16 protein-coding genes are annotated in these 19,201 nt (G+C 42.9%); 8 read left to right on the forward strand and 8 right to left on the reverse strand.

All coding sequences use genetic code 11. The features are described 5' to 3' along the window. Positions 1-241 precede the first annotated feature (241 nt). From L4C39_RS11885 to L4C39_RS11910, 6 genes are all read left to right on the forward strand, one after another. A complete protein-coding gene (locus L4C39_RS11885) occupies positions 242-1,213 on the forward strand; it encodes an AAA family ATPase (protein ID WP_017053529.1) in 972 nt (323 codons plus the stop codon). 70 nt (positions 1,214-1,283) lie between these two features. Beyond that, complete coding sequence (locus tag L4C39_RS11890) at positions 1,284-2,222, forward strand: DUF58 domain-containing protein (protein WP_113798450.1); 939 nt, start codon at positions 1,284-1,286, stop codon at positions 2,220-2,222. Continuing rightward, entirely contained in the window at positions 2,219-2,701 is a 483-nt protein-coding gene (locus tag L4C39_RS11895; RefSeq protein WP_113798452.1) for a DUF4381 domain-containing protein, read from the forward strand. The genes L4C39_RS11890 and L4C39_RS11895 overlap by 4 nt, the downstream gene beginning before the upstream one ends. Before the next feature lie 67 nt (positions 2,702-2,768). Continuing rightward, a complete protein-coding gene (locus tag L4C39_RS11900) occupies positions 2,769-3,671 on the forward strand; it encodes a vWA domain-containing protein (RefSeq protein WP_429746159.1) in 903 nt (300 codons plus the stop codon). After that, a complete protein-coding gene (locus tag L4C39_RS11905) occupies positions 3,664-5,619 on the forward strand; it encodes a vWA domain-containing protein (RefSeq protein WP_429746062.1) in 1,956 nt (651 codons plus the stop codon). The genes L4C39_RS11900 and L4C39_RS11905 overlap by 8 nt, the downstream gene beginning before the upstream one ends. A 5-nt stretch (positions 5,620-5,624) precedes the next feature. After that, a complete protein-coding gene (locus L4C39_RS11910; protein ID WP_429746064.1) occupies positions 5,625-7,295 on the forward strand; it encodes a BatD family protein in 1,671 nt (556 codons plus the stop codon). Between the two features lie 213 nt (positions 7,296-7,508). Here the strand turns inward: L4C39_RS11910 and L4C39_RS11915 are convergent, their stop codons facing one another. The 6 genes from L4C39_RS11915 to L4C39_RS11940 all read right to left on the reverse strand — a co-directional run bounded on the left by L4C39_RS11915 (position 7,509) and on the right by L4C39_RS11940 (position 14,243). After that, positions 7,509-8,129: a hypothetical protein gene (locus tag L4C39_RS11915; RefSeq protein ID WP_429746066.1), complete on the reverse strand. Its 621-nt coding sequence runs from the start codon at positions 8,127-8,129 to the stop codon at positions 7,509-7,511. A gap of 170 nt (positions 8,130-8,299) precedes the next feature. Beyond that, positions 8,300-10,414 carry a sensor domain-containing diguanylate cyclase gene (locus L4C39_RS11920; protein ID WP_113798461.1) on the reverse strand — a complete coding sequence of 705 codons (2,115 nt, stop codon included), beginning with the start codon at positions 10,412-10,414 and terminating at the stop codon, positions 8,300-8,302. 247 nt (positions 10,415-10,661) lie between these two features. Further along, a complete protein-coding gene (gene pstB / locus L4C39_RS11925) occupies positions 10,662-11,411 on the reverse strand; it encodes a phosphate ABC transporter ATP-binding protein PstB (RefSeq protein ID WP_017053521.1) in 750 nt (249 codons plus the stop codon). Between the two features lie 63 nt (positions 11,412-11,474). Further along, complete coding sequence (pstA, locus tag L4C39_RS11930) at positions 11,475-12,338, reverse strand: phosphate ABC transporter permease PstA (RefSeq protein WP_113798766.1); 864 nt, start codon at positions 12,336-12,338, stop codon at positions 11,475-11,477. A 71-nt stretch (positions 12,339-12,409) separates the two neighbouring features. Further along, positions 12,410-13,339 (reverse strand): phosphate ABC transporter permease subunit PstC, encoded by a 930-nt coding sequence (pstC, locus tag L4C39_RS11935; protein ID WP_113798463.1) that lies wholly within the window; start codon positions 13,337-13,339, stop codon positions 12,410-12,412. Between the two features lie 82 nt (positions 13,340-13,421). Continuing rightward, complete coding sequence (locus L4C39_RS11940) at positions 13,422-14,243, reverse strand: phosphate ABC transporter substrate-binding protein (RefSeq protein WP_113798465.1); 822 nt, start codon at positions 14,241-14,243, stop codon at positions 13,422-13,424. Positions 14,244-14,591: 348 nt separating this feature from the next. Between L4C39_RS11940 and L4C39_RS11945 the strand changes: the two genes are divergently transcribed. Beyond that, positions 14,592-16,235 (forward strand): methyl-accepting chemotaxis protein, encoded by a 1,644-nt coding sequence (locus L4C39_RS11945; protein WP_429746070.1) that lies wholly within the window; start codon positions 14,592-14,594, stop codon positions 16,233-16,235. A 77-nt stretch (positions 16,236-16,312) separates the two neighbouring features. Here L4C39_RS11945 and L4C39_RS11950 read toward each other — a convergent pair whose 3' ends face one another. Then, positions 16,313-17,656 carry a DEAD/DEAH box helicase gene (locus L4C39_RS11950; RefSeq protein ID WP_113798469.1) on the reverse strand — a complete coding sequence of 448 codons (1,344 nt, stop codon included), beginning with the start codon at positions 17,654-17,656 and terminating at the stop codon, positions 16,313-16,315. 308 nt (positions 17,657-17,964) lie between these two features. Here L4C39_RS11950 and L4C39_RS11955 point away from each other — a divergent pair, with 308 nt between their 5' ends. Beyond that, on the forward strand, positions 17,965-18,234 hold the full coding sequence (locus L4C39_RS11955; RefSeq protein WP_017054384.1) for an Lpp/OprI family alanine-zipper lipoprotein: 270 nt from the start codon (positions 17,965-17,967) through the stop codon (positions 18,232-18,234). A 26-nt stretch (positions 18,235-18,260) separates the two neighbouring features. Here L4C39_RS11955 and L4C39_RS11960 read toward each other — a convergent pair whose 3' ends face one another. Next, entirely contained in the window at positions 18,261-19,175 is a 915-nt protein-coding gene (locus L4C39_RS11960; RefSeq protein ID WP_429746073.1) for a L,D-transpeptidase family protein, read from the reverse strand. Positions 19,176-19,201 lie beyond the last annotated feature (26 nt).

The following is a 19,201-nucleotide window of genomic DNA, read 5'->3' on the forward strand; positions in this document are numbered from 1 at the left end:
ATCACTTGATCTTTTTTTATCGGCAAAAGTATAACTAACTTTAGTTTGTCTGCGACATTTTGAAATTGTTTTTTAAATTTAATCTTTCAATTCTGAATGGTTGGATCGCTTAAATCTGGCCCCATAATAATAGACATGAAAAAGTTGGCCGATTTAAGGAACTTTTCCCTTTTAATATCAACCAATAGATGTATTTTCGAGCACAACGTAGCTCATGCTACAAATAACAGAGAGAACACTCATGCAGTCCGAAGCCTTCACTCAACTTAAGCAATATTTAGAATCTCAAATCATCGGTCAAACTGAGCTAGTAAAACAACTGCTTGTCGCTCTACTAGCAGACGGGCACATTTTAGTTGAAGGACCACCTGGCTTAGCGAAAACTCGTGCGGTTAAGTCTTTGGCTGACTGTATTGAGGGCGATTTTCACCGTATTCAATTTACACCTGATCTCTTACCTTCAGATTTAACGGGTACTGATATCTTTAGACCTGAAACGGGCGAGTTCATTTTTCAACCTGGGCCGATCTTTAACTCATTAGTCCTTGCTGATGAGATAAACCGAGCGCCAGCCAAAGTACAAGCTGCGATGCTTGAAGCGATGGCCGAAAAACAAATTTCAGTCGGTAGAAGTACCTATAAATTGCCTGAACTCTTTCTAGTAATGGCCACCCAAAACCCAATTGAACAAGAAGGGACATACCCACTTCCTGAAGCCCAACTCGACCGTTTTTTACTGCATCTCGATGTCAACTACCCTGATGCTCAAAGTGAACTAGAGATCTTACGTCTTAATCGAGGCGAAGCGCTTGGAACGACGCCAGTTCAACCTGCACACCTGAGCCAGAAAGATATCTTCCAAGCCCGTAAAGAGGTGTTGGAAATTCATATGGCGGAAAGTGTTGAGCAGTACATTATCCGCTTGGTCATGGCGACCAGAGAGCCTAAAGCTTACTCCAACAACACTGGCGCAGAACAGTTGGATCAGTGGTTAGAAATGGGGGTTAGCCCACGAGCAACGATCGCCCTTGATCGCTGTGCACGCGCTCATGCTTGGCTGTCAAATCGAGATTTTGTGACGCCAGAAGATGTACAAGCGATGGCATTTCCAGTCTTAAGGCATCGCCTGCTTTTAAGCTATCACGCTCAAGCAGAAGGCGTTCACCCAAACACTGTCATTTCTCAGCTTCTGACCCTTGTTGGTAGTGCTTAAGGTGTGGATAGTGCTTAAGAAGTAGATAGCGCTTATGAAGTAAGTCGAGCTTAAGAATTTGAGTATTTCTATGGATAACCAATTACCCCCACATAGTGATGGTGTGAATCTCTGTTTAGATGAACTCCTGCACTATAAGTCTCAAACTGTACGCTGGTTACCCCCAGCGAACAGTTTATGGTCTCAATTAAGTGGCCAGCATCAAAGCCGCCAAAAAGGTCGAGGGATGGATTTTTCTGAAGTCCGCCAATATCAACCTGGAGACGACATCCGCAGTATTGATTGGCGGGTGACAGCACGAACAGGTAAGCCTCACACCAAGCTGTTTAGCGAAGAGCGCGAGCAGCCAGTGGTGCTATATATTGATCTCAATCCAAGCCTATTTTTCGGTTCTCAAATGGCACTTAAGTCGGTACAACTTGCTCATATCGCGAGTCTAATTTGCTGGTTAACCGTAGCGCAGAAAGACCGCATCGGAGCCATTATAGACACAGGCGAACAACGGTTTGAGTTCCGCCCCTCTTCGCGTACCAGTAGCCCTCTTCGCATCATGCAGCAATTAGTTACTGCGCATAACGAATCGCTACAGGAAAACAAGCTGAATCAACGTGGCTCAGACATGCCGTCGATGGCTTCTGGGTTAAAAACATTGCACCAGCTCTGCCCCAAAGGAAGTGAAATCATCCTATTAAGTGACTTCATGCGCTATCAAGAGTCAGATAGAGCATTACTCACTCAATTACGAAAACACAACCGACTTCGTCTCGTTCATATTTACGACCCTTTAGAAAAAGGTCAAACCCATTACCGCGGAAGTGAAAAAGTCTCAAACGGATTCAAAGCGTTATGGCTTGATTTTTCATCGCCGAATACCCGTCGTAATATTGAAGCTGCTTTTCAACAAGAACAGAATAAATTGAACGATTTATGTTGCTCTCTCGCAATCAATTACACCTCTATCTCAAGTGCAACATCTTTAGTTGAGCAAATTACTGGAACACATTCATGACACAATCAACAACAACCCAACCCCCTACGTTACCATTAAACCCGGCTTTACTGCCTGACGCTCCAAGTTGGTGGCCGCTCGCATGGGGTTGGTGGTCATTAATGGCTTTGGCCTGCTTTACGGTGTTACTTGTTGTTATTTATTTGCGTTGGCGCAAGAAGAAACTAGCACCAAAAAAAGCGGCTCTGAAAATCATTACCAACCAAGCTTTGGAACATACCCCATCAGCAGCGATCGAACTCTTGCGTCAAGCGGCTCTCAGTTACTACCCAAGAGAGCGCATTGCTATGCTGTCTGGCGAAGAGTGGTATGCATTTTTGGACTCTCAAATAAGCCAACCTCGCTTTACCCCAAATAGCGCCGTCTGGCAGCAAGCTCTTTACCAAAAACCATCTTCAGAAACACAACAAAGCTTGATTGAAGATTGCCAAATTTGGATCGAACAAGCTCTGCCACCAAAGAGAGGTGGTCGTGAGTAATTGGTTTAGTCTTGAATTCGTTTGGTGGGGAGCGTTTTTCATCCTCCCTTTGCCTTTTTTAATCTATATGTTTGCCCCCGCAGTAAAGCAGCGAGCGGCCATTCAACTGCCTTATTTGCCTGAACAATCAACAGCCAAAACGCCAAATATTTTATTGGCAAAAGTGCTTGCTTGTGCCATCTGGCTACTGCTTGTATGCGCAAGTGCTAGGCCGGTTTGGTATGGTGAGCCTGTTGATTTTCAACCTAAACATCGTGACATGATGCTAGTGGTTGACCTCTCCTACTCCATGAATCAACAAGACATGAAGCAAGGTGATGACTTTATCGATCGTTTAAGTGCCGTAAAAAATGTGCTGTCCGAATTTATCGATAAACGTAAAGGCGACCGCTTAGGTTTAGTTCTTTTTGCTGATCACGCTTATTTACAAACACCACTCACCTTAGATAGAAACACCATTTCGCAGCAGTTGAATCAAGCCGTTTTGCGCTTAATTGGGACTAAAACTGCCATTGGTGATGGGATCGGGCTTGCAACGAAAACCTTTGTAGACAGTGATGCGCCACAACGAGTGATGATTTTACTCAGTGATGGCAGCAACACCGCTGGCGTGTTAGACCCGCTTGAAGCGGCAACCATTGCTAAGAAATTCAATACCACGATTTACACCATTGGCGTAGGCGCAGGTGAAATGGTCGTCAAAGAGTTCTTCATGACTCGCAAAGTGAATACTGCTCAGGATCTCGATGAGAAAACGCTGATGGAGATTGCTAGCATGACGGGTGGGCAGTATTTCCGAGCTCGCAATAGCCAAGAACTCTCCACCATCTACGATACAATAAACCAATTAGAGCCGATCAGTGCCGCGGTACAAACTTGGCGACCTCAAAGTGAATGGTTTGGCTTACCCTTGTCATTCGCACTGCTTCTTTCTCTGATATTAATCATTCTGAGGAGAAATCATGGCTAGTTTCGTTTTTCTCTATCCCTACTGGCTAGTGGCGATCATTCCACTTTTCATACTTTGCCTTTGGCTATTTCGACGCAAAAATTCAACAGGACTGATTGCGCCACATTTAGCCAAGCAGCTCGGTTTCAATCAAACTAAAAATCACAAACCACTCTCGATTGGTCTTGCACTAAGCGGTATTGTGGCAATTGTTGCTTTATCTGGGCCTAGTTTTCAAAAAGCAGAGCAGCCGAGTTTCGACTTAGCGACGGCACGTGTTCTCGTCATGGATATGTCGATGTCTCTCTATGCCACCGACATTCAACCCAACAGGCTAACCCAAGCACGCTATAAAGCTTTGGATCTACTTCCGCTTTGGAAAGAGGGGGCTACAGGGCTCATCGCTTATGCCGGTGATGCTTATACGGTCAGTCCACTCACAAGCGATACGAATACATTGCATGCTCTCATTCCTAACTTATCTCCTGATATCATGCCATATCAAGGAGCCGATGCGGCTTCAGCGGTGAAACTCGCCATCGAGATGTTAACCAATGCTGGTAATCATCAAGGTCAGATCATTCTTATCAGTGACGATATTGATGACCGTGAATATCAAGAGATTCAGGAACTTACTTCTAGCCAACAGTGGGAACTCTCATTTCTAGCCATTGGAACAGAAGAGGGAGCACCAATAAAACTCAGTGACGGCAGCCTACTCAAACAGAGCTCAGGGGCTACCGTTATCGCGAAATCTAATCTAGGTAACATGCAGTCATTAAGCCAGTCAACGGGTGGCGTTTTTGCGCCTTTTCAGCATTCAAGCAGTGATGTAGAGCTGATTGCAAATCAGAAACTTAGCAACCAAGGCCGCGCTAAAAAGCACAGTGACCAACGACTGACCGAACGAGTCAATAATGGTTTCTGGCTAGTTCCTCTACTGTTGATCCCTGGCTTATTTCTATTTAGAAAGGGAGGTATCTGGAGTGTCGCATTACTGTTTTTACCACTTGCTTACCCAACGCCAAGTCAAGCGAACCCTTGGAAAACCGATGATCAACAAGCCTACCAGTCATTTGAAAATGAAGATTTCCAATCTGCCGCTCAGCAGTTTGCAAATCAAAGTTGGAAAGGTGCAGCTCAGTATAAGGCGGGAGATTATCAATCTGCGATAGAGACTTTAACGCCTTTAAGCAGCGAAGATGATCAATACAACCTTGCCAATGCGTATGCTCAATCCGGTCAACTAGATGACGCTATTGCGCACTATCAAAAGCTGCTAAAAAACAATCCAAACCATGCACTTGCAAAGAAGAACTTGGACATTGTTGAACAAGCTAAACAGCAACAGCAACAGCAACAGCAACAGCAACAGCAACAGCAACAGCAACAGCAACAGCAACAGCAACAGCAACAAGATTCTAAACAGAACCAAGAGCAGAATGACAACGCTTCTCAGTCACAAGGATCGGACAAAGACCAGTCATCTCAACAGAATAAACAGAGTGGTCAGCAAGGTTCAAAAAACGAATCGGCACAGAATGATCGTTCTGAGCCTCATAAAGGAAGCGAGAAATCAGATAGCGAACAAAAAAGCGATCATTCGGGCTCGCAACCTAAACCGGAACCTAGTGATGAGAATGATACACAAGCTGGATCTTCACAAGCTAGGTCTCCACAGGCTAAGTCTCCACAAGCGGAGCAGTCACAAACTGAGCCTTCACAGGATAAGCCCTCTGAAGGTACTCAATTGCCTGAAGAGAAAGACCTGACCGATCCCCAAACAGCCAACCGTCCATCAACTGACTCCTCTCCAGAAGAGAACAGTAAGGTACAACAGGTTGACCCAGATGTTAGGCGATTAGAACAAGTCGAAAGTGCTCGCGATCCTAGTCGATTATTACGAGCACAAATGTTGTTACAAGCGCAACAAAGAAACGCCCCTCAACAAAACAATAAAAAGTGGTAAATAGAATGAAACGCACCTATCCATTTTTCATAAGAGTACTCTCCACGGTGCTCTTTAGCCTAGTGTTAGGCCTAAGCTCAATCGCTCATGCTGAGTCCTTAGTCGCAAGCGTAAGTAAAAACAGAGTCGCCAAAGATGAAGTGTTTCAGCTTAAAATTGTCGCGGATCATAAGCTCAGCTCTGAAAATATTAACTTTACATCACTAGAGTCCGATTTCTATCTAGGTCGCCCAAGTTTCGGTTCGGCGATTAATATCATCAATGGTGATCGGAGTGTCCGCAGTGAATGGACGGTCTCTCTCGCGGCACTCAAATTAGGAACACTGACAATCCCTAGTTTTTCTGTCGGGGGAGTATCAACCCAGCCTATCGTTATTCAATCAAGTATCGACACATCGGCTCCTAGCCAAAACGACATGGTTGAATTTCAAACTCAGTTAGAGAAAAATGAGCTCTACCCGAATGAAAGTACACGGTTTCATGCCCGACTGATTATTAAGGCGGATCCGCGACGCTTACAAAACCCACAAATAATCCAACCGAAAGCAACCGGAGTCCGTATCGAAGCAATTGGGGACTCCAAGCAATATCAAAGCGTTATCGATGGAATGGAAGTGACGATTGTCGATCAGAGCTATCACATAACCGCTGATGATAATGGGCACACTAACGCGACACTGTTAGGTCCAAGTCTGAAAGGTGCCGTGGTTTATGGAGGGAACCGCAATGGCTCCACACGTCTAATCCAACTGAATACCAAAGCCGATTCCTACACGATCAAAGTATTAGCCAAACCCGATAATTACCGTGGGTTTTGGCTACCAACACCATCGCTAACACTCAAACAGACTTGGCAAGATGAGTCTGGTAAAAATCTCGATCCTGCCTCGAATTTCGATACCAAAGTTGGTGAATCACTCACTCGAACCATCTCTTTAACCGTTGATGGATTGTCTGAAACTCAATTGCCTAATTTGAATGTAACGTATCCAGACTCTCTTAGAGTCTATGATGAAAAGCCTCAATTTGACATCACCGATCAGGGTCAAACCGTAATGACAGTGAAGCAAGTGTTGATCCCGAAATCGACAGGCAGTGTGACACTTCCTTCTGTAAAAATCCCATGGTGGAATACTCAGTTAAAACAACAGGAAACAGCGAATATTGATGGACTAACCTTAGAGGTAAAACCGGGTAACGAAACGGCTCTGACTTTGCCAAGCGCGCCAACTAAGGCTGTGCCTGTTGAAACACAAACCATCACGGTTATTGATGCTGGCATTTGGCCATATCTGACTTATATGTTTGCCACGTTATGGCTAATCACCGTGCTTATTGCCATCAAGTTTTGGAGAACCAAGCCAAAAAATGTCGGTACACAAGCAAGCAAAGCCGAGATCGCCCCTCAAGACCTTGGCCTACTGCAAACCATCGATGCCGGTGATCCGATTCGTATTCAACAAGCCGTCTCTAGTTGGATGTACTCGCAAGTCAATTTGGACACAGATGTTCGCCATGCGATGGAGAATGAACTCCAGCGAATGCATGAAAGTCACTATGGGGAAACTCGGTCTCAATGGAGTAACAAGTCATTGCTTAAATTGATTAAAAAAGCGATGAAAATCAGCTCTACAGCACAAAAGTCGAAACACAAATCAGTGCTAGCGAAACTTTAAATGAAAATAACCATCACTACTGCGGCATGACTGATTGGCGTGAGGAGGTCGCTTTTGAGGTGAGATGGTTATTGATATGAGATGGTTATTGATATGAGATGGTTATTAATATGAGATAGTTATTAATACGAGATAGCCGTTAAAGTGAACAAAGGGAAGGGAGCCAAATGAACTTTGGGCTCCCTTTTATCAGATTAATTAGAATAATTAAGATTACAGATACTTAATAAATAACTGATCATCCGCATCCGAAGGCAAGAACCCTACCGCTTCTAAGTAAGTACGGTGTTCATCACTATTTGCGTGCGCGTGTAACGAGTTGAACCCCCTTCTTTTTATCACATCAGGATGCGTTTTAAAGTAATACTGACCAATTTTAAAATCACGATACTCTAGCGTGACATAATCAAGTAAGACGTTCAGTACTCCATTTTGCTCTCTCTTACCCACCAGCAACCCTGCAATACTGTTATTCCTAAGCATATAAAAAGCAGTGTCTGCTGACTTTAACTCTTCTGTCGATATTTGCCGCTCGATATCTTCGCGGTTTGCTGTAATGAAATGCTCAAAATATTCAGAACCAACCGACGCCGAAATCAGTTTAAACTTCTCTTTAGTGTGGCTAATTTTGTAGAGGTAATACACATTAATCCCCGCAATTCCGAGGTTCATTAACATGGTGGGGTATGAATCGATGAAATAGGCAAAGGCCGCAAATAACAAGCAACCAATAAAATTAATCACCCGTAATTTAATAATCGACGTCATGGTTAATGAGACGAGTACTACAAGCGAAGCTAAATAACCAAACCATTCAACCCAATCAAATTCCATTTTGATGCCCTTATGCTTTTGATATTTAATAAACCTGATATTTATTAAACATAGCAGAAGCAAAACAAGCTACCTCGTTACATCCCGAAACTCTGACCTTCTCGACATTCCAACTAAGATAAATCAAATGTTTCTATGTCAGCGTCACACGACTAAGTATTTTCACTCGACTAAGCATTTTCACTCGATAGGTCCAAACAACTCACACAATTTCGTCCTGACCTTTTGGCATGATATAGAGCTTCGTCAGCTTTATTGTATAGCGAGTCAAAATTAAAGTTCGCCGATGTCATTGTGGTCCATGTGTACCCGATGGATACCGTTAAGCATGTATTGTCAGGGTTATCAATGTGCCTAATGTTCTCATTCTCGATACCTTGACGTATCGCTTCCGCTTTCTCTTCCACTTCTCTTTCGGTGGTATCTACAAGTAATAATGCAAACTCTTCACCACCAATGCGGCAAAATGTTTGATCTTCACCTGAAGCATATCGCTCAAGGATATTGCCGATTCGAATCAAGGCGATATCCCCTTCAAGATGACCATAATAATTATTGAACAGCCCGAAATGATCGATATCAAGAATGATGACCCCAAAAGTGAGTTCCCTCTCGCTCTCTATTTCACATAATTTTTCCAAGTGATAATCCAACATTCTTCTGTTGCCTAAGCGGGTCAGAGGATCCATTTTTGAAAGCACCTCAAGCTGCCTATTCACTTGTTCTAATTCATGAGTTCGTTTAGAGACCTCTTGCTCTAAGTTTTCATTCAACTCTCGGATCGCCTCTTGCGCTTCCGTTCGCTGAAGCACTTCGGCTAAGCTTGATGCAAACATACGGATCATTTCTCTCAACTGGGACGTTAATGGACTACGAGTTAGCAAATTATCTGCGGCGATAAAAGCGATAGGGACACCACTATTACTGGTCAGCATCGTCATTGATGTCCAACCAAAACCTACAATTTTACAGTCATGGTAAACAGGAACTGACTCTTCAAAAGCCACTTCGTTTGGTACCGATCTCGCTTGATTCACGATCGATTTATTCGTGGTTTCACTTCGATAGTAGGATTCATCCACCACATTGCCTTGAGTATCAGTCCCCCATGTACCTTGCATATAAGAGCATTTTTCATCGGTTAGAAAAACGGCTAAACGATCGATACCTAAATGTTGAATCGCAAAGGTGACGGCGGACTTACAAACTTCACTTACCGTCGCGCACCTCGAAAGCTCGACAATACTAGAGTGCAGCATACGAACGCTCTGCTCTTGGCGCTTACGGATATATATTTGCGCCAGAAGCGAACCAAAAGACTCCAACATCTGTTTCTGATAATCAGTAATTGCATTGCGATGAACCAAATTATCCATTGCGATCCAACCAAAAGCCTCTCCCGCTTCTCTTAAAATCAGCATGCCATTCCACCCCTGCCCGACCACTTTACCAGCCGTGTAGAGAGGGGCATTTTCGATCACAACCAGATTCTTTTTTTTACTGAATAACCCTTCAATGTACTCTTCTTCTAGCTGATGAATATCATACTGGGTCTGATGTTCACTGTTTGTTTTCCCAAATTCGTCCGTTCCATAAGTCCCACTGAAGCATCGCTTCTTCATATCAAGTAACATGAATACCGCACGATCAAAGCCAAGCTGATCACGTACCGCTTCGACTGCTGCTTTATATAATTCATCAAGGGATTTTGGATTAGACAGCTCTAAGGCGACCTTTTGTACCAACTTCATGTTGTTTACAAACTGTTCGCGCATTTTAATCTCATCGAGGTATTGCGCTTCACGTACATCTCGATTTTTAATCTCTAAAGCCGCATTTTTTTCAGCTCGCACGCATTGCCATTTTGCCGCCGCAATTTGTAAAAACTCAAATGTAGATTCAAATATTTTTTCGACACTCTCATCTTTAATACCTTGAATGATAATGTAAGTTCGAGAAGCCGTTGAATTATCCAGCATCATGACATAAGAGCATTCATGCTTTGGTTTCTCATCCCATATACAGCTATTCATGGCGATAGGTATGAATCCTTCCGCAGTATCAAACTGTGCCGCCCACTTCCAAAAAGTAGATGGATAAGAGATGAGTGATGAAAAAGTACCAATTGAGAATAACGGGACAGTTCGTGGACTATAAATAGGATCACGAAAAATGAGCGCGCCCTCGATACTTAGCTCCTCTTGAAGGTAAGCAAATAACACCTCAGCCAACACTCTATGATCTCTTACTGCTGAAACTTGTTTTGAGAACGTTTTTATATACACCAAGGGACCCCAATAATGTCATCTAATGGCTGGATCATTGCTCAAAAAACCATATGCAATCAATGGCGCTAGATGTCGATTGTTAAATGCACCGCATTTTTGAAACTCTATTTGCAACATCCTAGAGTACTTAGACATTATTGGGATTTTGTTTCCAAAAAAAAGCCCCACATAAAGTGAGGCAAAATTCATCGCATATATTTTTATAGTGATTTCTTAGAATTTACTACTAGCGCATGATTGCATATCAACCAAAATCACCATTAACATAGCCTTTTGTTCTGTCATCTTTAGGTTCACTGAAAATAACGGCAGTATCATCATGCTCCACTAGTTCTCCCATTAAGAAGAAAGCCGTACGATCAGAGATACGTCTTGCTTGCTGCATTGAGTGAGTCACGATAACGATCGTATACTCTTTTTTCAGCTCCTCCATCAGCTCTTCAATTCTATGGGTTGCAATAGGATCAAGCGCGGATGTTGGTTCATCCATTAAAATGACATCAGGCTCCATTGCGATAGTACGAGCAATGCATAATCGTTGTTGTTGACCGCCAGATAAACCAAAGGCATGTGATTTCAATCGGTCTTTTACTTCATCCCAAAGCGCGGCACCACGTAGCGAACGCTCAACCACGGAATCGATATGCTTCTTATCTTTGATGCCTTGAGCTCGTAATCCATACGCGACATTTTCGTAAATGCTCATAGGAAAAGGGTTCGGTTTTTGAAATACCATGCCGACTTTGATGCGGAGATCGGCGACATCAATGTTGCCGTAAATATCTTCACCATCCATTTCAAGTCGACCAGTGATCTTCACGCCTTCAATTAAATCATTCATTCGATTTAAGCACCGAAGTAATGTTGATTTTCCACAGCCCGACGGACCAATCAATGCCGTAACTTGGCGCACTGGTACAGGTAAGTTAATGGTTTTTAGTGCCTGATTTTCACCGTAAAAAAGATCGAGGTCTTGAATATCAAATTTGTTCATATTTTAAGTTCTCTTAAATTCTGTTGTGGCTGATAGCGACTATGTACTTGAAGTACTCAATGTTTAATACGTTGCAGTATTAAAACGACTGGCTATCAGTTTGGTCAGGGTGTTGATCAGTAACACCACTACAATCAATACAGTTGCCGTGCCATAGGCTTGGTTCCACTCTTCAATAGAAAATAGTTCCGTGGTGAGCTTATACAGGTGAACCGTTAACGTTCTTCCTGAATCCAATAAACTATCTGGGATACGCGCCACCATACCTGCGGTAAGAAATACAGGTGCCGACTCTCCAATAACACGGCCAATACTCAAAATGACGGAAGTCAAAATCCCAGGCATGGCACTTGGTAGAATTAAACGCCAAATCGTATAAATTTTTGGAGCGCCTAGCCCATAAGATCCTTCTCGATACGTTTGCGGCACTGCCATTAGAGCCTCTTCCGTTGTTCGAATAATGACAGGAAGAATCAAAATACTCAGCGTTAATGCTCCCGACAAAATGGAAAAACCTAACCCAAGTATTGCCACGAAGAAAGTCATACCAAATAGACCAAATATGATCGATGGAATTCCCGCTAATGATTCGGTACAGAAACGGATAATCTTAACCAATTTACTGCCCACTTTGGCGTATTCCGTTAAGTAGATTGCCGTCATGATCCCAAGCGGTGCGGCGACTGAAATCGACGCGATCACCATATAGATCGTCGAGATAATCATCGGGAAAATTCCGTGTTCATCCCCTGTTCGTGTGTAGTCATCGGTAACAAAATTCCAATCAACATGCTGCAAACCATTTGAAAGGATGTACCACATGATCCAAAACAGGAAGCCTACGGTTAATGCTGAAGCGCCCCAAATAAAGACACTTAATACATTGTCTTTGAACTGACGCTGTTTTTTGAGTTTTGCACTTTTCAATTTATCGGATGCTGTTGACGCCGACATCGCTTTTTTCTCTGAGGTGGTCATATTTTGTGAAGTCATGATAGTTACCTCGCTTTTTCACGATTTAAATACAGTAAAACAGCGTTTAATGACATGATGAAAACCAGTAATACAACGCCAGTCGCATACAATGCATTCGCGTGGATCCCGCTGGCATAAGACATTTCGATTGCGATATTGGCTGTCAACGTTCGAGCAGAGTCTAAAATCCCTTCGGGCATCGCTGGAGCATTTCCCATCACCATAATGATTGCCATTGTTTCGCCTAGCGCACGGCCAATGCCAAGAATCACACCCGTCATGATCCCAGAACGAGCGGCAGGAACTAACAGTTTGAAAATAGTAAATATCTTTGATGCCCCTAGCGCCAAAGAGCCCTCTTTATAAACACTGGGAACAGCACGTATTGAGGTCTCTGATACCGTTATAACAGTTGGCAGAATCATGATGCCCAATACAATAATTCCAGCCAAAATCGTATTACCCGCAGGAACTTGGAATATGTTTTGAATAAGAGGGACGATGATCACCAAACCAAAAAAACCGTATACCACCGAAGGGATACCTGCGAGTAACTCAACCGCAGGGCGAATAATATTAGCCAGTGGTTTTGGTGCAATTTCAGCAATAAAAATTGCGGTCAGTAAGCCAATGGGAACCCCAACCACCACAGCACCTAATGTTGAAACCACTGAGGCAACAATCATTGTTGCAACGCCATAAAGCGCAGGTGGGAGCCAGTTTTGTCCGAGAACGATGCCTGAAACACCTACCGCTTGAAATGCAGGGATACTCTCTTTAAAAATGAAATAAGCGATAACTGACAATGACACAATGCCAATAACCGCACTAGTTAAAAATAAACCGTGAAAAATACGTTCTTTCCAATCAACCCGCTTTTTCGTCCGTAATCCACGTTTCATTGAGATCGATGAGCTATTCATAAGCTTTTCACTATTTGTTGCGATGGTCATAACCAAATACTCATATGTCGATAATTCGATATGGGTAAAAAAGGCTCAGCCCGAAATGTGGGCTGAGCAATAATGATTTGTTTTAATTAACTGAGATGTAACCTTTTTTAGCAACCAATGCTTGAGCTTCATCGGTAACCATCCAGTCAAGGAATTGTTGTGTTGATGCTGAAGGCTTGCCTTCTTTGTAAAGAACTAGGAATGGACGAGCCACTTTGTATGAACCATTCTTAACATTACTCACTGTCGCGTCAGTACCGTCGATAGGGAGCGCATGTACTGAGTTATCCACTGTACCTAAAGAGATATAGCCAATCGCATATGGGTTCGAAGCAACCATTGTTTTCAGTGCGCCATTACCATTAGCAACTTGTGCTCGTTGCGAAATAGCCGATACTTTTACACCTGAAATTTTCTTTTTCAATTTCATGATATCTTCAAATGCACCGCGAGTGCCTGATGCCGTATCACGAGTAATCGCAACGATTGGTTTATCTGCACCACCAACTTCTTTCCAGTTGCTCACTTCGCCTTTATAGATTGCTGTAACCTGTTCAGCCGTCAATTGTTGAATGCCGTTTTTAGGATTTACTACGACCGCAATACCGTCACGAGCTATTACCAGTTCTTTTAATTCAGGTTCCTTTTCAGAGCTTTTTAGATTTCGAGATGACATCCCTAAATCTGCTGACCCATTTTTTGCTGCTTTAACGCCTGCAGAAGAGCCAGGCCCCTGCACTTCAATATAAACATTTGAATTCGATTTCATGTATGTTTCAGAAAACACTTCCATAAGCGGTGTTACGCTACTGGAACCTACCGCAGAAATAGTTTCTTTTGCTGAAACTGAAGTCACTGTTAAAGCACCGAATAGAGCGATTGCGCCGATTACTGTTTTTTTCATCACAAATTCCTTTAGTGGCCTTATTGCCGTTGTGTTTCATTTGACGATGCTCACTTTAGGCAGGTTATGTGACAGTTGTGTTTCAGTTCGTTGAAGCCTCTATGACAACGATAACCTCTTCACCCTCTTAATTATTTTTTGTATTTATAGACCGAAACGAAAAATAACGAACATGAATGCGTTCAAATTATTGGGTACTGAACAAATTAGTGTTAGGGTGGCGTTTGACTTCAAATGGAAGCAAAATCACAGAGTTACCGCCGACAAAGACAAAGATCTTTGAGCCGATAACACTTTCGTTTCCAAACATTACACATATTTTTATTACAACGTTAAATAGAGGCTTTTATGCGTCAACTACTCAGTAATCTATCAATAAAGATACAGGTCATTGTTCCTGTTCTTTTCACAGTTGTTCTTCTGCTTATTGGAATCACGTTTGGTGGTCAAAAATTGGAAGAAGCATTCAATGACGTGACAACATCGACTGAAGATGTCATCGTATATAAAGATGGGCTTAGTACCATTGTCGACAATACTTACGCCATGCGTATTAGCGCAATTTACAGCTTATTTGACCCAAATGAAGTCGAGTTGCTTTCAGGAAAATTGAAGACTAGTCAGCAAGCAAACCTTGACCGGCTTGATGTTCTTAACCGTGTTCCATCGTTACAATCTGAAGTAAAAGCGATGCGAGAAGCGATGAATGCCTACGTCGATTACTCACGTAACACCATGATCCCTCTATTAAAAACCAAGCATTCCGCGACCGATTTATCGGATAGTTTCCAACAGCAATACAACCGAGCTTCTGCTGAATATCGCGATGCTGGTGCGAAGATGGTTAACGCGATTGACGCACTTTCAAATAAGTTAAACAAGATCTCTCTTGATGATTTACGCATCAATACCGAAAAACACACAAGTACTCTTAGCGCGATCACTATTGGCTTGATTGTTGTTCTTACCATTGCATTGATAAGCGGCTGGTTATTAGCAGGCATCATTGTGACTCCAATTCGCAAACTACAAGGTACAATGCGAGAGATCGCCAAAGGTAATCTTCGAGTGAAAGCCGATGTTGACGGTAAGAATGAAATTACCGACCTATGCCATGATGTCAATTCAACCGTTGAACAACTGCGTCATACCGTAGATTCCCTTATCCGCATCAGTGTTGAAGTGGCGTCTGCATCAACAGAGTTGGCGGCGGTCATGACTCAATCAAGTGCCAATTCAGATCAAGAAAAGCAAGAAGTGGAACAAGTGGCTTCTGCGGTCAATGAATTAGAAAGCACGGCATCTAACGTAAACAGCAATGCCGTAGATGCCGATGCAGCATCAAAACGAGCCGATGAAAGTGCTTCACACAGCATGAAGTTATTTGAAGAGAGTAACCGCGCAAATGTGAAAATGGCAGACCAGTTGGGCGACGCTGCGGGTGTTGTTAGCTCATTGAAAGAACAGTCTGAAAAAATTGGCAATGTGATTGAAGTGATTCAAGGCATATCAGAACAGACGAACTTACTTGCGCTTAATGCGGCAATTGAAGCGGCTCGCGCAGGCGAAAGCGGCCGTGGATTTGCTGTCGTTGCTGATGAAGTTCGCTTACTAGCAGCAAGAACTCAATCATCAACACAAGAAATTCAGGCCATCATCGAAGAGCTCCAACATCAGTCTGGCTCAGCTAACGAGAGCATGATTTCAAGTTTAACCACGTTAGAAGAGAACCAACAGCTTGCAAATCAAGTGAACCACGCACTATCTGAGATTAGCGAATCAGTCGGTGATATTGCTTCGATTAATACTCAAGTTGCAACGGCAGCAGAAGAGCAAAGCCATGTAACAGCAGATATTAATCGCAACATTTCAAACATTTACGATTTGGTTAGTCAAAACGTAACTGGCGTCACTCAAGCAGCAGCGGCTAGCCATGAGCTATCCAACCTTGCTGAGAAGCAAAAACTGGAACTTGATTACTTTAAAGTTTAAGTAGTACACATAAGAAAAAGCTAAACACTAGAAACAAAAAAAACCGCCAATTTGGCGGTTTTTTTTTAATTCAAACTCTACTCTTCTGCTGGCTTATCTACCGCAGGCTTCGCAGGTTTTTTCTTTGGAATAAATACAGAATCACCCACTGCAACATTCTTATGGAAGCTCTTATCACGTTGAGTTGGTTTTTTCGGAGTCTGTGCTGATTTCGCTTTCGCTTTACCTTTCGCAGGGCCACCTTTCTTAAAGGCAGGCTTACGCGGTCGAAGACCTTTGAATTTACCTTTCAATCCTTCTAGTACAGAGAAAGCTAAATCTTGCTGTAGATAAGTTTCTACACGCTTAAAGCTATCCCAATCTTTTGGACCCACTAGAGAGATAGCATCCCCTTTATTACCAGCACGGCCAGTACGACCTACACGGTGAACATACTCTTCCGTATGCTTTGGCATATCGAAGTTGATAACATGGCTCACGTTTGGAATATCGATACCACGAGAAGCGACATCCGTAGTCACAAGGATCTTAAAGACTGCACGCTCAAATTGGCTCATGATCGCATTACGTTGAGTTTGGTTTAAATTACCACTCAGAGCGACGGCTTTAAGCTTCTTCTCGTTTAGCTTTTCAGTTAAACGATCAGTATCCACACGAGTTGCTGTAAAAATCATGACCTGACGGTATTCAGCTTCTTCAATAATACGGTCGAGGATTGCTTCTTTATGATCTAAGTGATCGCAAAGATAGAATTTTTGAGTAATGTCTTTATGTTCTTCGTTCGAAACACCAACAGAAATACGTTTTGGTGAATCAAGCATTTCAGATGCAATGTCATTAACTTCAGCATGATCTAGCGTTGCTGAGAACATTAACGTTTGACGACGACGGTGTTTTGCCGCTTTATGAATGCGTCGTAATTCAGGTGCAAAGCCTAAATCTAGCATACGATCCGCTTCATCAAGAATAAGCGTATCGACACCATCTAAATGCAAAGAGCGGTGCTCAAGGTGATCGGCAAGACGACCAGGAGTAGCCACAATAAAGCGTGGGTATTTGCGTAACGCTTTAACTTGATCGTTAAAGTTTTCACCACCAAGAATTAGGGTCGCATCATAAGACAATCCACCCAGCATTGAGCGCAACTCACCGTAAACTTGTTTCGCCAGTTCACGTGTCGGAGCCAAAATCACACCACGAGGATCTCTTGCAGAAAATGCTTTATTTTTGAGAGCCTTATGCAGCATAGGTAAAACAAATGCTAAGGTTTTGCCTGATCCCGTCTTTGACGAAGCCAACAAATCTTTTCCTGCAATAACAACGGGAATCGCTTGTTGTTGGATCTTTGTCGCTTTTTTAAAGTCGTAGTGTTTCAGATTTTTAAGTAAGCGATTGTCTAGGCTTAAATCTTTAAAGTGCAATGGACTCTCCAGTCTTAATGATTCGATATAAAAATTGGTTAACACGATATGATAACGCAAAAGCAGCCATTATAGATAGAGATCACATAAAAATTATATGGAATTGAAAGTACCGCCTTCAGCCTCCCTCTGTTGATTCTCAGATATAAGAATGTTCAATATCTGAACGATACTTACTTCAACTATTGAACTTTTTATCATCAGATAACTAGGTGTATTGATAATTAGTCGCTACAATCAAGGTGATGCGACTATATGATGAAGAATGTATAGCGCGCGATTCGATACTTATTGAACAAGGAGTTCCTATGAACAAAATGTTACTTGCTGCTGCAACAACATCAGTACTACTTCTTGCTGGGTGTGCTTCAGGGCCAGATGAAGCGAGCATGGCAAAGATGGATGAACTAAATAACAAAGTGTCTCAACTAAGCCAAGAAGTGGCATCTCTTAAAGGTGAGCAAGCTGACGCTGAAATGAAGTCAAAAATGGCAGCGGACGCGGCAATGTCTGCACAAGAAGAAGCGGCTCGTGCAAATGAGCGTATCGATAACATTGCACAGTCTTACACAAAATAAGCGGCCTTATTTTGTTCCAGCACCTGCTATTCAGTAGGTGCTGCTATTTCTACAGGCAAACCGTTTTGCGCCAAAATGACAGCCTTCGCTTTACTGTCTGACAGTTGAAACTCTTCCAACCACCAATTTAGCTCAATAGGAAGGGTAAGAGGTTGTTGAGTTCCATCACTGCGAGTTAATGGCTCATGAGCCTCAACAAACACACTCCGGTCCGGTTCAAGGGCGATTTTAATCGGCTGATTGATCACTTTCACTTTCTCGCCTTTACTTACCTTTTCAAAAAGCCACTTGATATCTTGAGGTTCCATACGAATACAACCAGAACTCACTCTCAAGCCAATACCAAACTCTTTATTAGTTCCATGGATCAAATAATCTCCAGCGCCATACCCAAGCCTCAAAGCAAACTCCCCTAACGGATTGTTGGGACCTGCCGGTACAACCGCGGGTAGTTCAATGCCTTTTGCTAAGTACTCATTACGAATTGAGGTGGGGGGAGTCCAAGTCGGATTCGCTCTTTTCTGACTAATTTTCGTTTCCATTTCTGGAGTGTCGCGTCCAACCCTGCCAATACCAACGGGGAAAACATGGACTTGATTCAGGGAAGGTTCAAAATAGTAAAGCCTCAATTCAGCAAGGTTAATGACAATACCTTTTCGCGGAACTTGAGGAAGAATCAATTGTGAGGGGATAGTAAGTACATACCCTTCAAGGGGAAGGAAGGGATCAACGCCTTTGTTTGCAGCCATTAATGATAAAAAACCAACATCATATTGCTTGGCCACTTTGGCTAAGGTCTCGCCTTTTTCAACAACATGCAGTTGCAAACGACCAACGATATGGCTGTCATCTTCAGGTAACTCAAACGTGGCAGCATGGCTTCCATTTGTCACGCCTAAAATGAGTGTTAGTAGTAGCCCTAACGGTTTGAATCGCAGCATTTATCGTTATTCCTTAGCACTTTATC

This window comes from Vibrio clamense (genome assembly GCF_050337905.1).
GTDB classification, from domain to species: Bacteria; Pseudomonadota; Gammaproteobacteria; order Enterobacterales; family Vibrionaceae; genus Vibrio; species Vibrio cortegadensis.